The 14,104-nt window shown below is 68.7% G+C and carries 10 protein-coding genes, 1 tRNA gene and 1 pseudogene; 6 read left to right on the top strand and 6 right to left on the bottom strand.

Annotation, left to right across the window (positions count from 1 at the left end):
- Positions 1–1,317 (top strand): O-antigen ligase family protein (locus tag E3T55_RS18050; RefSeq protein WP_174775489.1); only part of this gene is annotated, 1,317 nt, incomplete at its 5' end.
- Positions 1,318–1,377: 60 nt separating this feature from the next.
- Here E3T55_RS18050 and E3T55_RS18045 read toward each other — a convergent pair.
- Positions 1,378–1,929, bottom strand: coding sequence for a VanZ family protein (locus E3T55_RS18045; RefSeq protein ID WP_134520933.1), 552 nt, complete (start codon positions 1,927–1,929; stop codon positions 1,378–1,380).
- A 326-nt stretch (positions 1,930–2,255) separates the two neighbouring features.
- Between E3T55_RS18045 and E3T55_RS18040 the strand changes: the two genes are divergently transcribed.
- The gene (locus tag E3T55_RS18040; RefSeq protein ID WP_134520932.1) at positions 2,256–3,362 is read left to right on the top strand and encodes a hypothetical protein; all 1,107 of its coding nucleotides are present in this window, start codon (positions 2,256–2,258) and stop codon (positions 3,360–3,362) included.
- A 189-nt stretch (positions 3,363–3,551) separates the two neighbouring features.
- On the opposite strand, the gene E3T55_RS18030 is transcribed toward E3T55_RS18040, so the two are convergent.
- From E3T55_RS18030 to E3T55_RS18015, 4 genes are all read right to left on the bottom strand, one after another.
- Positions 3,552–5,153: an MFS transporter gene (locus tag E3T55_RS18030; protein ID WP_134520930.1), complete on the bottom strand. Its 1,602-nt coding sequence runs from the start codon at positions 5,151–5,153 to the stop codon at positions 3,552–3,554.
- 143 nt (positions 5,154–5,296) lie between these two features.
- A tRNA-Pro gene (locus E3T55_RS18025) sits at positions 5,297–5,370 on the bottom strand.
- A 75-nt stretch (positions 5,371–5,445) separates the two neighbouring features.
- Positions 5,446–6,450, bottom strand: a complete 1,005-nt coding sequence (locus tag E3T55_RS18020; protein WP_134520929.1) for a metallophosphoesterase — start codon at positions 6,448–6,450, stop codon at positions 5,446–5,448.
- 29 nt (positions 6,451–6,479) lie between these two features.
- On the bottom strand, positions 6,480–9,101 hold the full coding sequence (locus E3T55_RS18015; protein ID WP_134520928.1) for a transglycosylase domain-containing protein: 2,622 nt from the start codon (positions 9,099–9,101) through the stop codon (positions 6,480–6,482).
- A gap of 50 nt (positions 9,102–9,151) precedes the next feature.
- Between E3T55_RS18015 and E3T55_RS20370 the strand changes: the two genes are divergently transcribed.
- Positions 9,152–9,319 carry a Sp36 family protein gene (locus E3T55_RS20370; protein ID WP_166791831.1) on the top strand — a complete coding sequence of 56 codons (168 nt, stop codon included), beginning with the start codon at positions 9,152–9,154 and terminating at the stop codon, positions 9,317–9,319.
- Positions 9,320–9,790, top strand: coding sequence for a RidA family protein (locus E3T55_RS18010; RefSeq protein ID WP_134520927.1), 471 nt, complete (start codon positions 9,320–9,322; stop codon positions 9,788–9,790).
- 75 nt (positions 9,791–9,865) lie between these two features.
- Here the strand turns inward: E3T55_RS18010 and acs are convergent, their stop codons facing one another.
- Positions 9,866–11,839, bottom strand: a complete 1,974-nt coding sequence (gene acs / locus E3T55_RS18005; protein ID WP_134520926.1) for an acetate--CoA ligase — start codon at positions 11,837–11,839, stop codon at positions 9,866–9,868.
- Positions 11,840–12,660: 821 nt separating this feature from the next.
- Between acs and E3T55_RS18000 the strand changes: the two genes are divergently transcribed.
- Both E3T55_RS18000 and E3T55_RS20620 read left to right on the top strand, forming a co-directional pair.
- A complete protein-coding gene (locus tag E3T55_RS18000) occupies positions 12,661–13,902 on the top strand; it encodes a TadA family conjugal transfer-associated ATPase (protein WP_134520925.1) in 1,242 nt (413 codons plus the stop codon).
- An 8-nt stretch (positions 13,903–13,910) separates the two neighbouring features.
- A pseudogene (locus E3T55_RS20620) lies at positions 13,911–14,104 on the top strand (hypothetical protein); the annotation flags it as partial.

Here is a 14,104-nt window from a genome sequence, read left to right as displayed (position 1 = left end):
GCCGCCACGCCGTTCGAGCGCTGGGCGCTGAGCGCGGCGCTGCTGCTCGCGGCCGTGACGGTCGTGCTCTCGGCCGCGCGGGCGGGGCTGCTCGCCGCCGGCGTCACGCTCGGCGTGCTGCTGCTTCTCGAGATCGTGCGCGGCGACCGGGCCGCGGCCGTGCGCACCGCGGTGATCGGGGCATCCGCTGCCCTGCTGCTGGTGCTCGGCACCCTGCTGGTGCCCTTCACGCGCGACCGGGTTCTCGGCGCGAGCCCGCTTGCCGCCCAATCGCTCGAGGGCCGGTTCGCGTTCTGGAGCGACAGCCTCGCCATTCTCCTCGCACATCCCGGGGGAGTCGGCCCCAGCGGATTTCTCAACGCCTACTCCAGCGCCGGCACGGCGACCGATTCGGCAACGCTCGATTCACCCCACAACTGGCTGTTTCAGGTGGCATTGGCCGGCGGGCTGCCGCTGCTCGGGCTCGTGCTCGCCATCCTGGGCGTGGGCGCGTGGGGTGGCGTGCGCGGCTGGCGGCGCGCCTGTTTCACCGAGACGGATGCCTCCCGCCGCGATCTGCAGGCCGCCGCCCTCGCCGGGCTGGCCGGCTTCGGTGTTGCCCTGCTCACGCACTTCACCGCACCGTCGACGACGATCGTCGCGGCGGTGCTCGCGGGCCTGCTGCTCGCGGCCGATCCGACCGGCGGCGCTCGCGCCCGTCTCGCCGGTGCGGGCAACGCGGCGCTCGCGCGGGGTGTGCGCACGGCCGCACTCGTCTTCTGGACGGCCGCGCTGTTGATGGTGATGAGCGCCGAGGTGCCGCTCAGCGCGGGTGTTACCGCGGCCGCACGCGGCCAGCTCGCCGACGCCGACTCGGCCTTCGACCACGCCCGGTCGCTGCGGCCGTGGGACGCGGACCTCGCGAGTATCGCCGCTCAGTCGTTCGCGGCGGCATCGGATGCGGCGTCGGCGGCGGCTTCGCAAGCGTCGGCCGAGCCCGCAGACCGGGCGGCGGCCGCATCCGTCGCCGTGGATGCCGGCCAGCTCGCCATCGAATGGGCGCAGCGCTCGCGGGCTGAGCTGGCCGGCACCGTGGCGACGGAGCGCGCGCTCGCGGTCGGGCAGCTCGCCGTGGGCGACGTGACGGGCGCGGGGCGCACCCTCGCGGTGCTCGTGCGACTGGCTCCGAACGATCCGGCGATCGCGGTGCAGAACGCGATCGTGCTGTACGCCGGCGGCGACATCGCGGGCGCGGCCGTCGAGGTTGAGCGAGCGCTGGAGCTGGACCCGCAGAACGAGACGGCAGGCAAGCTGCGGCGGATTCTGTTCGCCGAGTAGGTCGACCTTCAGCGTGAGCGGGGTGTCAGTGGGGTGTCAGCGGGGTGTCAGCGTCGGCAGTCAGCGGGCCCGGGCGGGACGGGCGTTGGCGGACGCCGTCGCGCGCCGCACCCGCCGCCTCGACCGCAGCGCCAGTACGCCGAAGACCAGCAGCGCCAGAATGCTGCCGATGACTGCGCCCGAGGTGTTCGCCACGATGTCTCGGGGGCTGGCCGTACGGGCCGGCAACAGCACGAGCTGTCCCAGCTCGATGGCCGCGCTGCCGAGCAGTCCGCCGAGGGGGCCGAGCCACCAGAACCGGGCGCCCGCGAGCACGACGACGAGCAGTCCGGCCGGGATGAACAAGACGATATTCGACGCGAACTCGACCATGCCGTAGGTGAGCCAGCCGGGCGCTCCGTGTTCCTGCAGCCAGGCGAGCCCGCGCTGCAGGGCGTCGTGGCCGGCGCGATCGACCGGGGTCGGCCAGAACGCGATCAGGGCCAGGGCCACGACGTACAGCACGCTCAGCAGCAGCGCGGCACGGCGCACCGCGAGTCGGTCCAGAATCGCGTGTCGCGGTGCGGCGTGCAGCAGGGGCGCGGGCATGGTCTCGTTTCGGGTTGCGGGCACAGCAAGAGCGAATGGGCAGGGTAAGCGCGTCTGCACGGCAGTGTACGGCGTATCTCGAATCGGCGGCGACGGTCGATTGTGTGGATTGAATCCATCTTAGAGAAGACCCCTTGATAGCGCTGCGCACGCCCGTCGTCAAGGGGTCGCACGACGCTCTCCACCGTGCCTGAAACACCCGTCTACGGGGACAGAACGGTCTAGCGCGTGACGGGGGCTGGCCCGGATTTGCGGCCCCGGCAACACTGACACCGTCCATCCGTCCCTTCCCGAAAGGGGACCGCGTGTCCGGTTCTTTAGTACGTTCAATCCAGCTCCGATCAGCTCATTTGCGCCGCAGCGGCGTGTTCACGCTCGCGCTGTTGGCCGTTCCGCTGGCCTTCTGCACGAGCACGGCCGCGTTTGGCGTGGCGTCGGTGCCGACGTCGCCCAAGTCCGCGGTCACGGCGTCTGTCCCCCCGGGGATCTCACACAGCGCCTCGCTTTTCGAGGCCGCTCTCATCGACTACACCACCGAACGAGCGAGCGCCGAGTCGGCGATCGAGGCGGAGACATCCGTCGTCGCGAACGCCCAGACGGCGCTCGACGCGAGCGCCGGCAAGACGCTCACCGAAGACAGCCGCGCCGTGCTGGCCCCGGCGCTCGACCTCGCCCGCCTGCACCTCGGCTTCGCGACCGCCGAGATGACCGCCGCGACGGCCGATGCCGACTTCACCGTGCCGGTCGACGGGCTGTTCACCGACCGGCCCAACGTGGGGGAGTCCACCGCTACCCTCGACCGGTTGACGTTTTCGTGGGCCGACAAGCTCGCGAGCCTGGATTCCGGTCTGCCGGCCGCCGTGCAGGGGGTGACGGATGCCGTCGCCGCCTGGAACGCGGAGCAGGCCCGCCTCGCCGCAATAGAGGCCGCACGCCTGGCCGCCATCGAAGCCGCCCGCGTGGCCGCCGAGCAGGCGGCAGCCGCAGCCGCAGCACGCTCAGTGAAGGCCCAGAGCGGATGGAGCGGATCGAGCGGTTCCGGCGCGTCGAGTTCCGCACGTACGGTGACGCCGCGGGCCGCCGCGGCGGCACCGGTGGCGGCGAGTCCGGCGCCCGTGCGGGCAGTGGCGATGTTCAACAAGAACGTCTGGGCGTCAGGCTTCCAGGCCGAAATCGACGCCTGCCGGGGTGCGGTCAACGTGACCGCACGCTATGGGGTCGCCGTCATCGCCGAACACTGGTCGTGTGGCGGCTCGCGCTTTCCCGGTGCCGGAACGACCATCACCCTGTCCGGGGTGAACTCGGGCACCTACCGGGTCGGCGGCACCGTGGCCGTGCTCAACGTCGCGACCGACGGTACGTCGAGCATCCCGCGCGGCTACGACCTGCTCTACCAGACCTGCATCAACGGGTCGAGCGCCACGATGGCGTTCGTCGCCCTGACTCGCGTCGGCTGAGCGCGGTGCGGCGGCGCGGCGGCGCGTTTGTGCGGCGGTGCGGCGGTGCGGCGGCGCGGCGGTGCGGTTGTGAGTGCGCCCGATACGGGTGAGCGCTACGGTAATCGCCGTAGCGGCTACCCGTATTGGGCGCGGTCATCGTTGCAGACGGCTGCGCGGGCCGCGGGCCGCGGGCCGCGCGGGTCGGGGCTAGTGACCGGGGCCGGCGGAGGCCAGGCGCTTGGGCAGCGCGAAGACGAGCACGAGGGCGAGCACGCTGAAGCCGGCGCTCACGGCCATGGCCATCGTCGCGCTGTGGGTGAAGGCGGTGGCCAGGTTGGCGGCGCTCGGGCCGGTGACGTTGAGGGTTCCGAAGAAGACACTGCCGATCACGGCGATGCCGACCGCGCTGCCGACGCGCTGCATCACTCCGACGACACCGGATGCGGCGCCCGCCTCGGTGCGGTCAACGGTCGCCACGATGAACTGCACGTTGGGGGCGATGAAACATCCGCTGCCGAGGCCGGCGATCAGCAGCGGCGGCAGCAGGTGCCAGTTGGTCAGGGTGACCGGTTCGACGAGCAGCAGCACGAGCCAGATCCAGATCAGGCCGATCGTGACGAGGGTGACGCCGATCACGAGCACGTTGCGGCCGAGCAACCGGGTGAGTCGGTCACTCTGCGAGGCGGCGACGATCGTACCGATGGCGAACGGAATCGACACCAGCCCCGATTCGAGCGCCGTATGCCCGAGACCGGCCTGCCAGAGAATCGAAATGGTGAAGAAGATGCTCGTGAACGCGGCGAAGTAGACCAGCGCCAGCACCACTCCACCGGTGAAGGCGGGGTGCGAGAACAGGTGCGGCGGCACGAGGGGGCTGAGCCCGCGCCGGGCATAGCTGACCTCCCAGGCGAAGAAGGCCACGATCAACAGCACACCGCCGCCGAGGGTGAGAAAGGTCCAGAGCGGCCAGCCGCGATCTTCACCCTCGATGAGCGGCACGAGCAGCGCCACCAGCCCGCCCGAGAGCAACAGCAGGCCCACCACATCGACCCCGGCCCGGCCGACGGCTGCCCCAGCCGGGCTGCCCGTGGCTCTCGTGGCAGCCGTGACCGCGGTCACGCCCGCATGCGCGCGTGCCTCGGCGCCCGAGGGCAGCAGAAACACGGTCGCGACGAGCGCGAGCACGCCGATCGGCAGGTTGACGCCGAAGACCAGACGCCAGCCGATGTCGGTGCCGAACGCCTCGATGATGAGGCCGCCGACGATCGGGCCGAGGGCCGTAGACACGCCGATGACCGAGCCCATGATCGCGAAGGCCTTGCCGCGGGCCTGCGGCGGAAACATCAGCTGGATCACGGCGGTCACGGCCGGCACGAAGATGCCGCCGGCGAGGCCCTGCACGACCCGGGCAACGATGAGCTGCACGTCGCTCTGGGCGAGGCCGCAGGCGAGGCTCGCGAGGGTGAAGAGTGCGAGCCCGGTGAAGAACACCCACTTGTGGCCGATGCGGTCGCCGATGCGGCCGGCGGGAATCAACGCGAGGCCGAAGGCGAGGGCGTAGCCGGAGATGATCCACGACAGGGTCGCCTCCGAGGCGTCGATGCTGGTGCGGATGCTCGGCAGCGCAACGTTGACGATGGTCGTGTCGAGCAGGGCCATGAACATGCCCGCGAGCAAGACGATGAGTGCCTGCCAGGCCCGACGCGACACGGCTGGCGCACCGAACACTGGCGCACCGAACGCTGGTGCACCGGATGCCGGCGCAACCGGCTCCGCGGGGCGGGTGCGGTCGGGAATCGAATCAGGCATGGGCATCCGTTCTGAAAGGACTGTGCCGGCGTGCGGGGCCGGGCGATGCATCAGATTACCGCAGCCCACCGACACGACCCACCGACAACAAAACCCCCACTCGACTGAGTGGGGGTTGCTGTCTGTGTTGAGATGTACTGCTGTCGGGGTAACAGGATTTGAACCTGCGACCTCGTCGTCCCGAACGACGCGCGCTACCAAGCTGCGCCATACCCCGATGGCCCGTGGGCCTTGTCTAGTATAGGACTCTTTTGCACCCGTTTCGAACCACCGGCTCACAACCGGACGCGCGCTACTCCGCCGTGAGTGTCAGCAGCGTCGCTTCGGGTGGGCAGGAGAATCGCACGGGGGCGTAGATCGAGGTGCCGAGGCCTGCCGAGACGTTGAGAAACGCGGTGCGCAGCCCCAGATTCCAGAGGCTCAGTCCCTTGACCTGGCGGCGGGGAATATCGCAGTTGGTCACGAGCGCCCCGAAGCCGGGCACGCAGACCTGGCCGCCGTGGGTGTGACCGGCCAGGATCAGCTGCGCGCCGTGGTTCACGAACGAGTTCAAAATGCGCTGGTACGGCGCGTGTGCGACGCCGATCGTGACGGTCGGGCGCGGGGCGGCGGCCTCTTCCGGGTCGGGCCAGGCCTCGTCGGCGAGCGGATCGTTGGCGCGCAGGTCGTCGATCGCGCGGGTGATGAGGTCGAGACGATCGTGGCCGATGTGCGGATCGTCGACGCCGAAGAACTCCACGTGGGTGCCGTTCAGGTCGATCGACTCGGCAGCGTTGTTGATGTCGAGCCAGCCGAGGTCGGTGAAAACGGTGTGCAGGCCGGCCAGGTCGAGGTTGTCACGCACCGTGCCGCTGCGCTTGGACGGACCCATGAAATACCGCAGCGGGTTCTTCATCTCGGGCCCGACCATGTCGTTGGAGCCGTTGACGAACACCCCGGGTGTGCCGCGAAACGGTTGCAGCGCGTAGGCGATCGACGGGATGGATTCGGCATGGCCGAGGTTGTCACCGGTGTTGACGACCAGGTCGGGGTGAAGATCGGCGAGGCCACGCACCCACTCCTGCTTGTCCCGCTGCCACGGAGCCATGTGCAGATCCGAGATGTGCAGCACCCGAATCGGCGCCGAACCGTGCGCGAGCACGGGCACGGACACCTCGCGCAGCGTGAACCGGCGTCGCTCCACGAGCGACCCCCAGGCGAACGCGGCGAGCCCGATGGCGCCGACCAGCGCCGCCGATCCGCCTACCGACAGTCCGGTGATTTTTCCGGCACTCACGGATGCTCCGGTGCGCGTCATTCCGGCCCCCCGATTTCGAGTCATCTCGCTCAGCCCCCGTTGTTGTTGTTGCCGTTGCCTCTGCCGTTGTTGGCGGGGGCCGCGCTGGCGGCGAGCTTGCCGATCACGATCGTGACCGTGTCGCCGGGTTTCGCGGCGCTCCCGGCCCCGGGTTCGACGGCGATCACCTTGCCGACCTGATTGGCGTCGCTCACGTCCTGCTCACGCTCGGCCACGTTGAAGCCGTAGGGGGCCGCTGTGAGCGTCGCGCGGGCGGCATCCTTGGTCTGGTTCACGACCTCGGGGATCACGACGCCAGTGCCGTTGCTCGACGTGACGGTGACGCGGGTTCCGCGGCTGACGGAGGCTCCGCCGGCCGGATCGGTTCTCGCCACGGTTCCGGCGGGCAGCTCTGAGTCGACGACGCCGCCGTCGGTGAAGTCGAATCCGGCCGCCTCGAGGGTTGACTGAGCGGATGCCATCGACTGGCCCCGCAGGTCGGGCACGGTGACCTGAACGCCCTGAACGGCGGCGTTGGTCGGTTCGGCGAAGTCGTCTCCGCCGTACTTGGCGTTGGCGACGCTCATCACGTCGGGCCACATGCGGTGACGCGCGGTCGCGGCCTGAAGGCCGGAGAAGTAGGTGTTGCGCTGGCTGCGGGCGGTGCCGCTGACCTTGACGACCCCGGCGACGGTGGCGACCTTGCTCGTGGCTCCGCTCATCCAGGTGTCCTGGCTCGCGTCGGTGGTTCCGGTCTTGCCGATCATCGGCACCTTCGGGAACGTGTTGCGGTTGGACTGTCCGGCGGTTCCGTCGGTCATCACGCGCTGCATGGCATACGTCATGCCGGCGGCGACCTCCGGTTCGACTGACTGGGTGACCTTCGACTCGGGGATCGGCAGTTCGACGCCGTCGGAGCCGATGATCTTGTCGATCGCTATCTCGCTGTGGGTCTCACCGTTGTTGGCGATGCCGGCGAAGGCGACCGCCATGCTCAGCGGTGCGATCTCGTTCGTGCCGAGCACGGCGCTGGCGCCCTGCTCGAGAACGTCACCGTTGGCGCGGTGCACGCCGAAGGCTTCGGCCGTCTTGCGGATGCCGCACAGGTCGAGTTCCTTGGCCATGCCGATGAAGCCGGTGTTGATCGAGCCGAGCGTCGACTGCAGGGCGCTGTAGTTGGCGCCGGCCTCGTTCGCGTCGTTGCGGGGGTTGAAGCCGCCGAAGGTCTGCGGGCCGAGGCAGCTGTCTTGGAAGGTGCCCCAGTTCGCCTTGCGGCGGGAGTCGACCCGCTCGTTGAGCGAGTGCCCCTCGTTCAGCCACTGGGCGAGGGTGAAGACCTTGTAAGTCGATCCGGGCTGGAACCCGGCGGATCCGCCGTAGGTCTGGTCGGTGTTGTAGTTGATGCCGGTGTACTTGGTGCCGGACGTGGCGAGCGAGGGGTCCTGACTGTACTCCTTGTTCTGCGCCATCGTCAGCACGCGGCCGGTGCCGACCTGCACGCTCGTGACGACGCCGCCCACGTCCCAGCCTGGGTAGGTTTGCGGCACGTTCTCGGCGATCGTCGCGACGGCGGCTGCCTGCAGTTCGAGGTCGATCGTCGTGTAGACGTCGTAGCCGCCCTGGCGGAAGGCCGCGAGGCGGGCTTCCGCATCCTCTCCGAAGGTTTCGTTGTTGAGCAGAATCTTGGTCACGTAGTCGCAGAAGTACGCGTTGGCGCCGGCCGTCTGGCATCCGGTGCTCGGGGCCGTGATGGTGGGCTCGATGGCCGAGGCCACGGCGGCGTCGTGCTCTTCCTGCGTGATGCTCTTGTACTCGAGCATCTCGCCGAGGATGTAGTCGCGACGCTCTTTGTTGTTCGCGTAGCCGTTGGCCGCGCCGTTGGTCTCGCTGTCGGGGCGGTCGAGCTGGTAGCGCACCGGGTTGTTCACGGTGGCGATCAGGCTCGCAGCCTGCGGCAGGGTGAGGTTCGCGGCGGTGGTGTTGAAGTAGTAGTTGGCGGCGGCTTCGATGCCGTAGACGGTGCCGCCGTAGCCGGCGATGTTGAGGTAGCCGCGCAGAATCTCGTCTTTGTCGTAGTTCTTCTCGACACCGATCGCGAGCCGCATCTCCTTGAGCTTGCGGTCAACGCTCGGAATCGTGGCCTCGGTGTAGCAGTCCATGCGTTCGGTCTCGTCGGGCAGCTCTTCACACTTCTGCACGAGCACGTTCTTCACGTACTGCTGGGTGATCGAGGAGCCACCGCCACCGCTGCCGACTCCGGGAGCGACCATGCCGATGACGGCTCGCGAGGTGCCCTGCAGGTCGATGCCGCCGTGCTCGTAGTAGCGCGGGTCTTCGCCGTAGATCGCAGCGTTCTTGGCGTAATCGCTGATCTGGTCGAAGGCGACCTCCACGCGGTTCTGCTGGTAGAACGAGGCGAGCAGCACGCGGCTGCCGACGGGGTCTTCGCTGTTGGTCGAAGCCCAGATGTTGCTCTTCTGAGCGAGCTGGTCGATCGAGAGGTATTCCGGCAGCGTCTCGAAGACGTTGATGGTGTTGGTTGCAGCCATGCCGGACACGGCGAGGGCCGGGGTGACCGCGGCGGTAACAAGAACGCCGGCAACGACGCTCATTCCAACGAAGCCCAGGAAGCCGCCGAGGGCCCCACTCACCGTACGATTTTTGGCAGACATAGACTTGAGCGTAAGGGACAATTCTGCAAAACAGCCTCAATAGGAGACGCATGACCGCCTGGGAGTACCTCACAACGCCGTTGATGATTCACAATACGGCCGCAATTTTGAATAACTGGGGGTCTGACGGGTGGGAGCTCGTGCAGGTCGTGACCGGTCCGGAGGGTGGGCTCGTCGCCTATCTGAAGCGCCCGCTCGCACCGAAGGATGCCGCCTAGATGTCGAAGATCGAAGCCCGCCTGGTTGAACTCGGCCTCGAACTGCCGTCGGTCGTACCGCCGGTCGCCACCTACGTGCCCGCCCTCGTGGCCGGAAATTTCGTCTACACCTCGGGCCAGCTGCCGATGGTGAACGGCGCCCTGCCCGCGGCCGGTAAGGTCGGCGACGGCCCCGGTCTGGTGTCGGCAGCGGATGCCCAGGGTTACGCCCGGCAGAGCGCCCTCAACGGGCTCGCGGCAATCAAGAGCGTCATTGGATCGCTCGACCGCATCACGCAGGTCGTCAAGGTCACCGGATTCGTCGCATCCGCCCCCGAATTCACCGGGCAGCCCGGTGTGATCAACGGCGCCTCGAACGTGCTCGGCGAAATCTTCGGTGACATTGGCGTGCACGCCCGCTCCGCCGTCGGCGTGGCCGTGCTGCCGCTCGACTCGCCCGTCGAGGTCGAGTTCGTCGTCACCTTCGCCTAGCCAGGACGACCCGCGCACAAAAAAACCATCCCGCCGTGTGCGGGATGGTTTTCTTGTGGCTGGAAGGGCTGAGTGTTACTTGCGCATCTTCGACGCGATGGTGTTCATGACCATCGTGTCGGCGAGCGTCGTGGTGTCGCCGACCTCGCGGCCTTCGGCCACGTCGCGCAGCAGGCGACGCATGATCTTGCCTGAACGGGTCTTCGGCAGCTCGTCGACGATGAAGATCTCGCGCGGGCGGGCGATCGCACCGATCTGCTGGGCGACGTGCGCGCGCAGCAGGGTGCTGATGTCCTCGTGCGAGGCCTCCTCGGCCTGGCTGAGCTTGATGACGACGAACGCCACCACGGCCTGCCCGGTCGTGTCGTCGGCAGCGCCGACCACCGCGGCCTCGGCCGTGAGGTGGTGCGCGACCAGGGAGGACTCGATCTCGGCCGTCGACAGGCGGTGTCCCGAGACGTTCATCACGTCATCGACGCGTCCGAGCAGCCAGATGTCACCGTCGTGGTCGAGGCGGGCGCCGTCGCCGGCGAAGTACAGCGGGCCGTCTTTCGCGCCCTTGGTGCCCTCGAACTTGTCCCAGTAGGTCTCTTTGAAGCGCTCAGGGTCGCCCCAGATGCCGCGGAGCATCGCCGGCCAGGGTTCGGTCACCACGAGCAGGCCACCGTTGCCGTAGCCAACGTGCTGGCCGTCGTCATCGAGCACGTCGATGGTGATGCCGGGAATAGCGACCTGGGCGGAGCCCGGCTTCGTCTCGGTCAGGCCCGACAGCGCCGAGACCATGATCGCGCCGGTCTCGGTCTGCCACCAGGTGTCGACGATCGGGGTGAGGTTGCCGCCGATGACCTCGCGGTACCACATCCAGGCTTCCGGGTTGATCGGTTCGCCGACCGAGCCGAGCACGCGCAGGCTCGACAGGTCGAACTTCTGCGGAATCTGGCGACCCAGCTTCATGAAGGTTCGAATGGCGGTGGGCGCGGTGTAGAGGATGCTCACCTTGTACTTCTCGATGATTTCCCACCAGCGACCGGTGTGCGGGGAATCGGGTGTGCCCTCGTAGAGCACCTGGGTGGCGCCGTTGGCGAGCGGCCCGTAGACCACGTAGCTGTGGCCGGTGATCCAGCCGACGTCCGCGGTGCACCAGTAGACATCCGTCTCGGGCTTGAGGTCGAAGACGTTCTTGTGGGTGAAGGCGCCCTGGGTGAGGTAGCCACCGCTGGTGTGCAGAATTCCCTTGGGCGCTCCGGTGGTGCCCGACGTGTAGAGGATGAAGAGCGGGTTCTCGGCGGGGAACGGGATCGCTTCGTGCTCGGCGTCGACGGATGCGAGTTCGTCGTGCCACCACAGGTCGCGGTCGTTCCATTCCACGTCCTGGCCGGTGCGCTTGACGACGAGGGTGTTGCGCACGGAGGAGTCGCCGGACTGGAGGGCGGCGTCAACGGCCGGCTTGAGGGCCGAGATCTTGCCCTTGCGGTAGCCGCCGTCGGCGGTGATGACGAGAACGGCGTTGGCGTCGTCGATGCGCGAGCGCAGGCTTTCGGCGCTGAATCCGCCGAAGATGACGGAGTGCACGGCGCCGATGCGGGCGACGGCAAGCATCGCGATGACGGCCTCGGGGATCATCGGCAGGTAGATCGCGACACGGTCACCGGCATTGACGCCGAGCTTTATCAGGACATTCGCAGCGCGCTTTACTTCGGCGGTGAGCTCGGCGTAGGTAATGGCACGGGAATCGCCGGGCTCGCCCTCGAAATACAGCGCGACGCGGTCGCCGTTACCGGCGAGAACGTGACGGTCGAGGCAGTTATAGGCGACGTTGAGTTCGCCGTCTTCGAACCACTTCGCAAACGGCGGGTTGGTCCAGTCGAGAGTCTTGGTGAATGGGGTGTGCCAGTGGAGCAATTCCCTGGCCTGATCAGCCCAAAAACCGAGGCGGTCGTGGGTGGCGTCGGCGTACAATTCCGGGCTGGCATCCGCCGCTGCGGCGAACTCGGGGCTCGGGGCGAACTTGCGGTGCTCGTGAAGAAGGCTGTCGATTTTCGCGCTCATACGGTGTCGCTCCTTTGCGATGATTGGCTGCGGGTACAAGGCCAGCCACCCCTGAACCATACCGCCCCGATGCGACCAGTCCGGTAACGAGAAATGGGGCTATATTCACGCTCGCGCGGACCACCCCGCGAACGGGGGCGGCCCTGTCCCCCTTAACGAGGACACGGGGGACTTGCGCAAGCGCCGGAGCCGCGTACACTAGCTCATGTCCGGATGAAAGTCCGGGCCGGCAGCTCGTCTGGTTCCCCCCAATCGGCGCGCTGCTAGGCGGCACCTGTTCCCCCCAATAGGTGCCGCCCCCTCTTTTTTAACCGGTCATCTCTAGTGCTGCGCCGGATTCGCAGCTGTTATGCGCCGGCGGCCGCGGGGCTGTCGGTTGCCGCTGCCCCCGTTGCGCCCAGTCGTGCCGTGGCGGCCGGGTGTTCGGCCGTGGTTGGGGCGGGTCGGGGCCGAAGGGTGTTGATCGCCCCCCGCGGCAGTGTCGGCCCCCGTGCCTCCGGCCTGGGCGTTGCGTGTGCCGGGGCCGAGGTTGCCGAAGGCATGGCAGATCGTGGCCCTCTAACTGGGGTGGTCATTTGGCCTTCTCGTGCTGAATTCGAGCGCTCTCGAGCTAATTCGCGGGGGTGGCCCCAGAGCCGGGAATATCGCCCGCCCCGCCCCGCCCCGCCCGCCCGCCCGCCTTGCTGCGGCCTGTCGGCGTGGGTAATCCCCGATGTCGTCGCACCTGCGGTCGTTCCCTCCACAGGCAGCCGCGGCGAGAAGTTGTTCCCAATCTGACATTGGGTTCCCCGCACGGCGGGCGACGGACGTAACGTCGGCGCATGCCTGAACCCTTCATCGCCGTTCCGTCGTATGCCGTGGCCCCGTCTGTCGTGGCGCCGTCTTTTCAGGCGCCGACGGATGCGGCTGGCCCGTCGCCGCTTGAGCCGGTTGTTGCCGGTGGGCTCGGCGGGACCCAGGCCGACGTGCTCTCCGACCGGGCCGACGTGCTCTCCGGCGAGGCCGACGTGCTCTCCGACCGGGCTGACGTGCTCTCCGGCGAGGTTGGCGTGCTCGATGTGTCGGCGCTGGGTCCGCTGTCACCGTTCGCGGCCGGCGCCGGGGTCACCGACCTCTTCGTGAACGGTGAGGCCGGGCTGTGGGTTGATCGGGGCCGGGGTGCCGTGCACCAGCCGGGCTGGTCCAGCACCGAACAGGCCCTGCGCGCCCTCGCCGTCAGCCTCATCGCCCGGGGCGGGCGCCACATCGATGAGGCGACTCCCTGTGTCGACGTGCGCCTCGCCGACGGAATCCGCGTGCACGCCGTGCTGCCGCCCGCGTCCAGCACGGGAACGCTGCTGTCGATTCGGCTGCCGGCAGCCCGGCGGCCCAGTTTCACGGCACTCGTCGCGGCCGGGCTGTGCGCCGAGCAGGCGGGTCAGCAGAAGCCCGGGCAAACATCCGTCGTCGAGCAGCGCTTGCGACGGGCCGTCACGAACCGAGAGAATATGCTGATCACGGGCGCTGCGGGCAGCGGCAAGACCACGCTCCTCGCGGCGTTGTTGGCGCAGGCGTCGCCCGCCGAACGCATCGTGGTCATCGAAGACGTCGCCGAACTGCGCATCGCACACCCGCACGTCGTGGCCCTCGAGTGCCGTCAGGCGAACCTGGAGGGCGCCGGCCGCCTCGGACTCGACACGCTGCTGCGGGAAGCCCTGCGTATGCGACCCGACCGCTTGGTGCTCGGCGAGTGTCGTGGCGGCGAGATTCGCGAACTGCTCGGGGCTCTCAACACCGGGCACGACGGCGGGGCCGGCACGCTGCACGCCAATTCGGTGACGGATGTTGCGGCCCGCCTCGAAGCGCTCGGCGCGCTCGCGGGCCTCGGCCCCGAAGCCGTCGCCCGGCAGGCGGTGAGCGCGATCCAGCTCGTGGTGCACCTGGAACGGCGGGGCGGCATGCGCCGAGTACAGGCCCTCGGGCGGTTCGCGCTCGACGCTCGCGACCGGCTGGTGGTGATCACGGTCACGCGGGCGGTCGAAGGTGTGGCAGCGCCCCGGCATGCAGCCGGGGGCGGGCTGTGATATTCGCGGTGGGCAAGACGACGGGGTCGCGGGCTGCGCGGGCTGCGCGGGCCCCGCGGGCTGTGCGGGCTGCGCGGGCGCGGGCCAACTCGCCCCCGCCACTCGAACAGGTCGCCGCGGTCGCCGAACGGTTGGCCGTGCTGCTGGCCGCCGGAGTATCGCCCGCCGCGGCGTGGGCGTATCTGCTGCCCGAGCAACCGGT

Origin of the sequence: Cryobacterium frigoriphilum (assembly GCF_004403305.1) — a bacterium.
In the GTDB taxonomy this organism is placed as follows: domain Bacteria; phylum Actinomycetota; class Actinomycetes; order Actinomycetales; family Microbacteriaceae; genus Cryobacterium; species Cryobacterium frigoriphilum.
The sequence above is the reverse complement of the archived record's forward strand: the minus strand, read 5'-3'. Positions and strand labels throughout refer to the sequence as shown.

Coding starts and splice junctions, on each gene's coding strand:
- E3T55_RS18000 (WP_134520925.1), top strand. CDS start 12,661: ATGCCTGAACCCTTCATCGCCGTTCCGTCGTATGCCGTGGCCCCGTCT.
- E3T55_RS18015 (WP_134520928.1), bottom strand. CDS start 9,101: ATGTCTGCCAAAAATCGTACGGTGAGTGGGGCCCTCGGCGGCTTCCTG.
- E3T55_RS20370 (WP_166791831.1), top strand. CDS start 9,152: ATGACCGCCTGGGAGTACCTCACAACGCCGTTGATGATTCACAATACG.
- E3T55_RS18030 (WP_134520930.1), bottom strand. CDS start 5,153: ATGCCTGATTCGATTCCCGACCGCACCCGCCCCGCGGAGCCGGTTGCG.
- acs (WP_134520926.1), bottom strand. CDS start 11,839: ATGAGCGCGAAAATCGACAGCCTTCTTCACGAGCACCGCAAGTTCGCC.
- E3T55_RS18020 (WP_134520929.1), bottom strand. CDS start 6,450: ATGACGCGCACCGGAGCATCCGTGAGTGCCGGAAAAATCACCGGACTG.
- E3T55_RS18010 (WP_134520927.1), top strand. CDS start 9,320: ATGTCGAAGATCGAAGCCCGCCTGGTTGAACTCGGCCTCGAACTGCCG.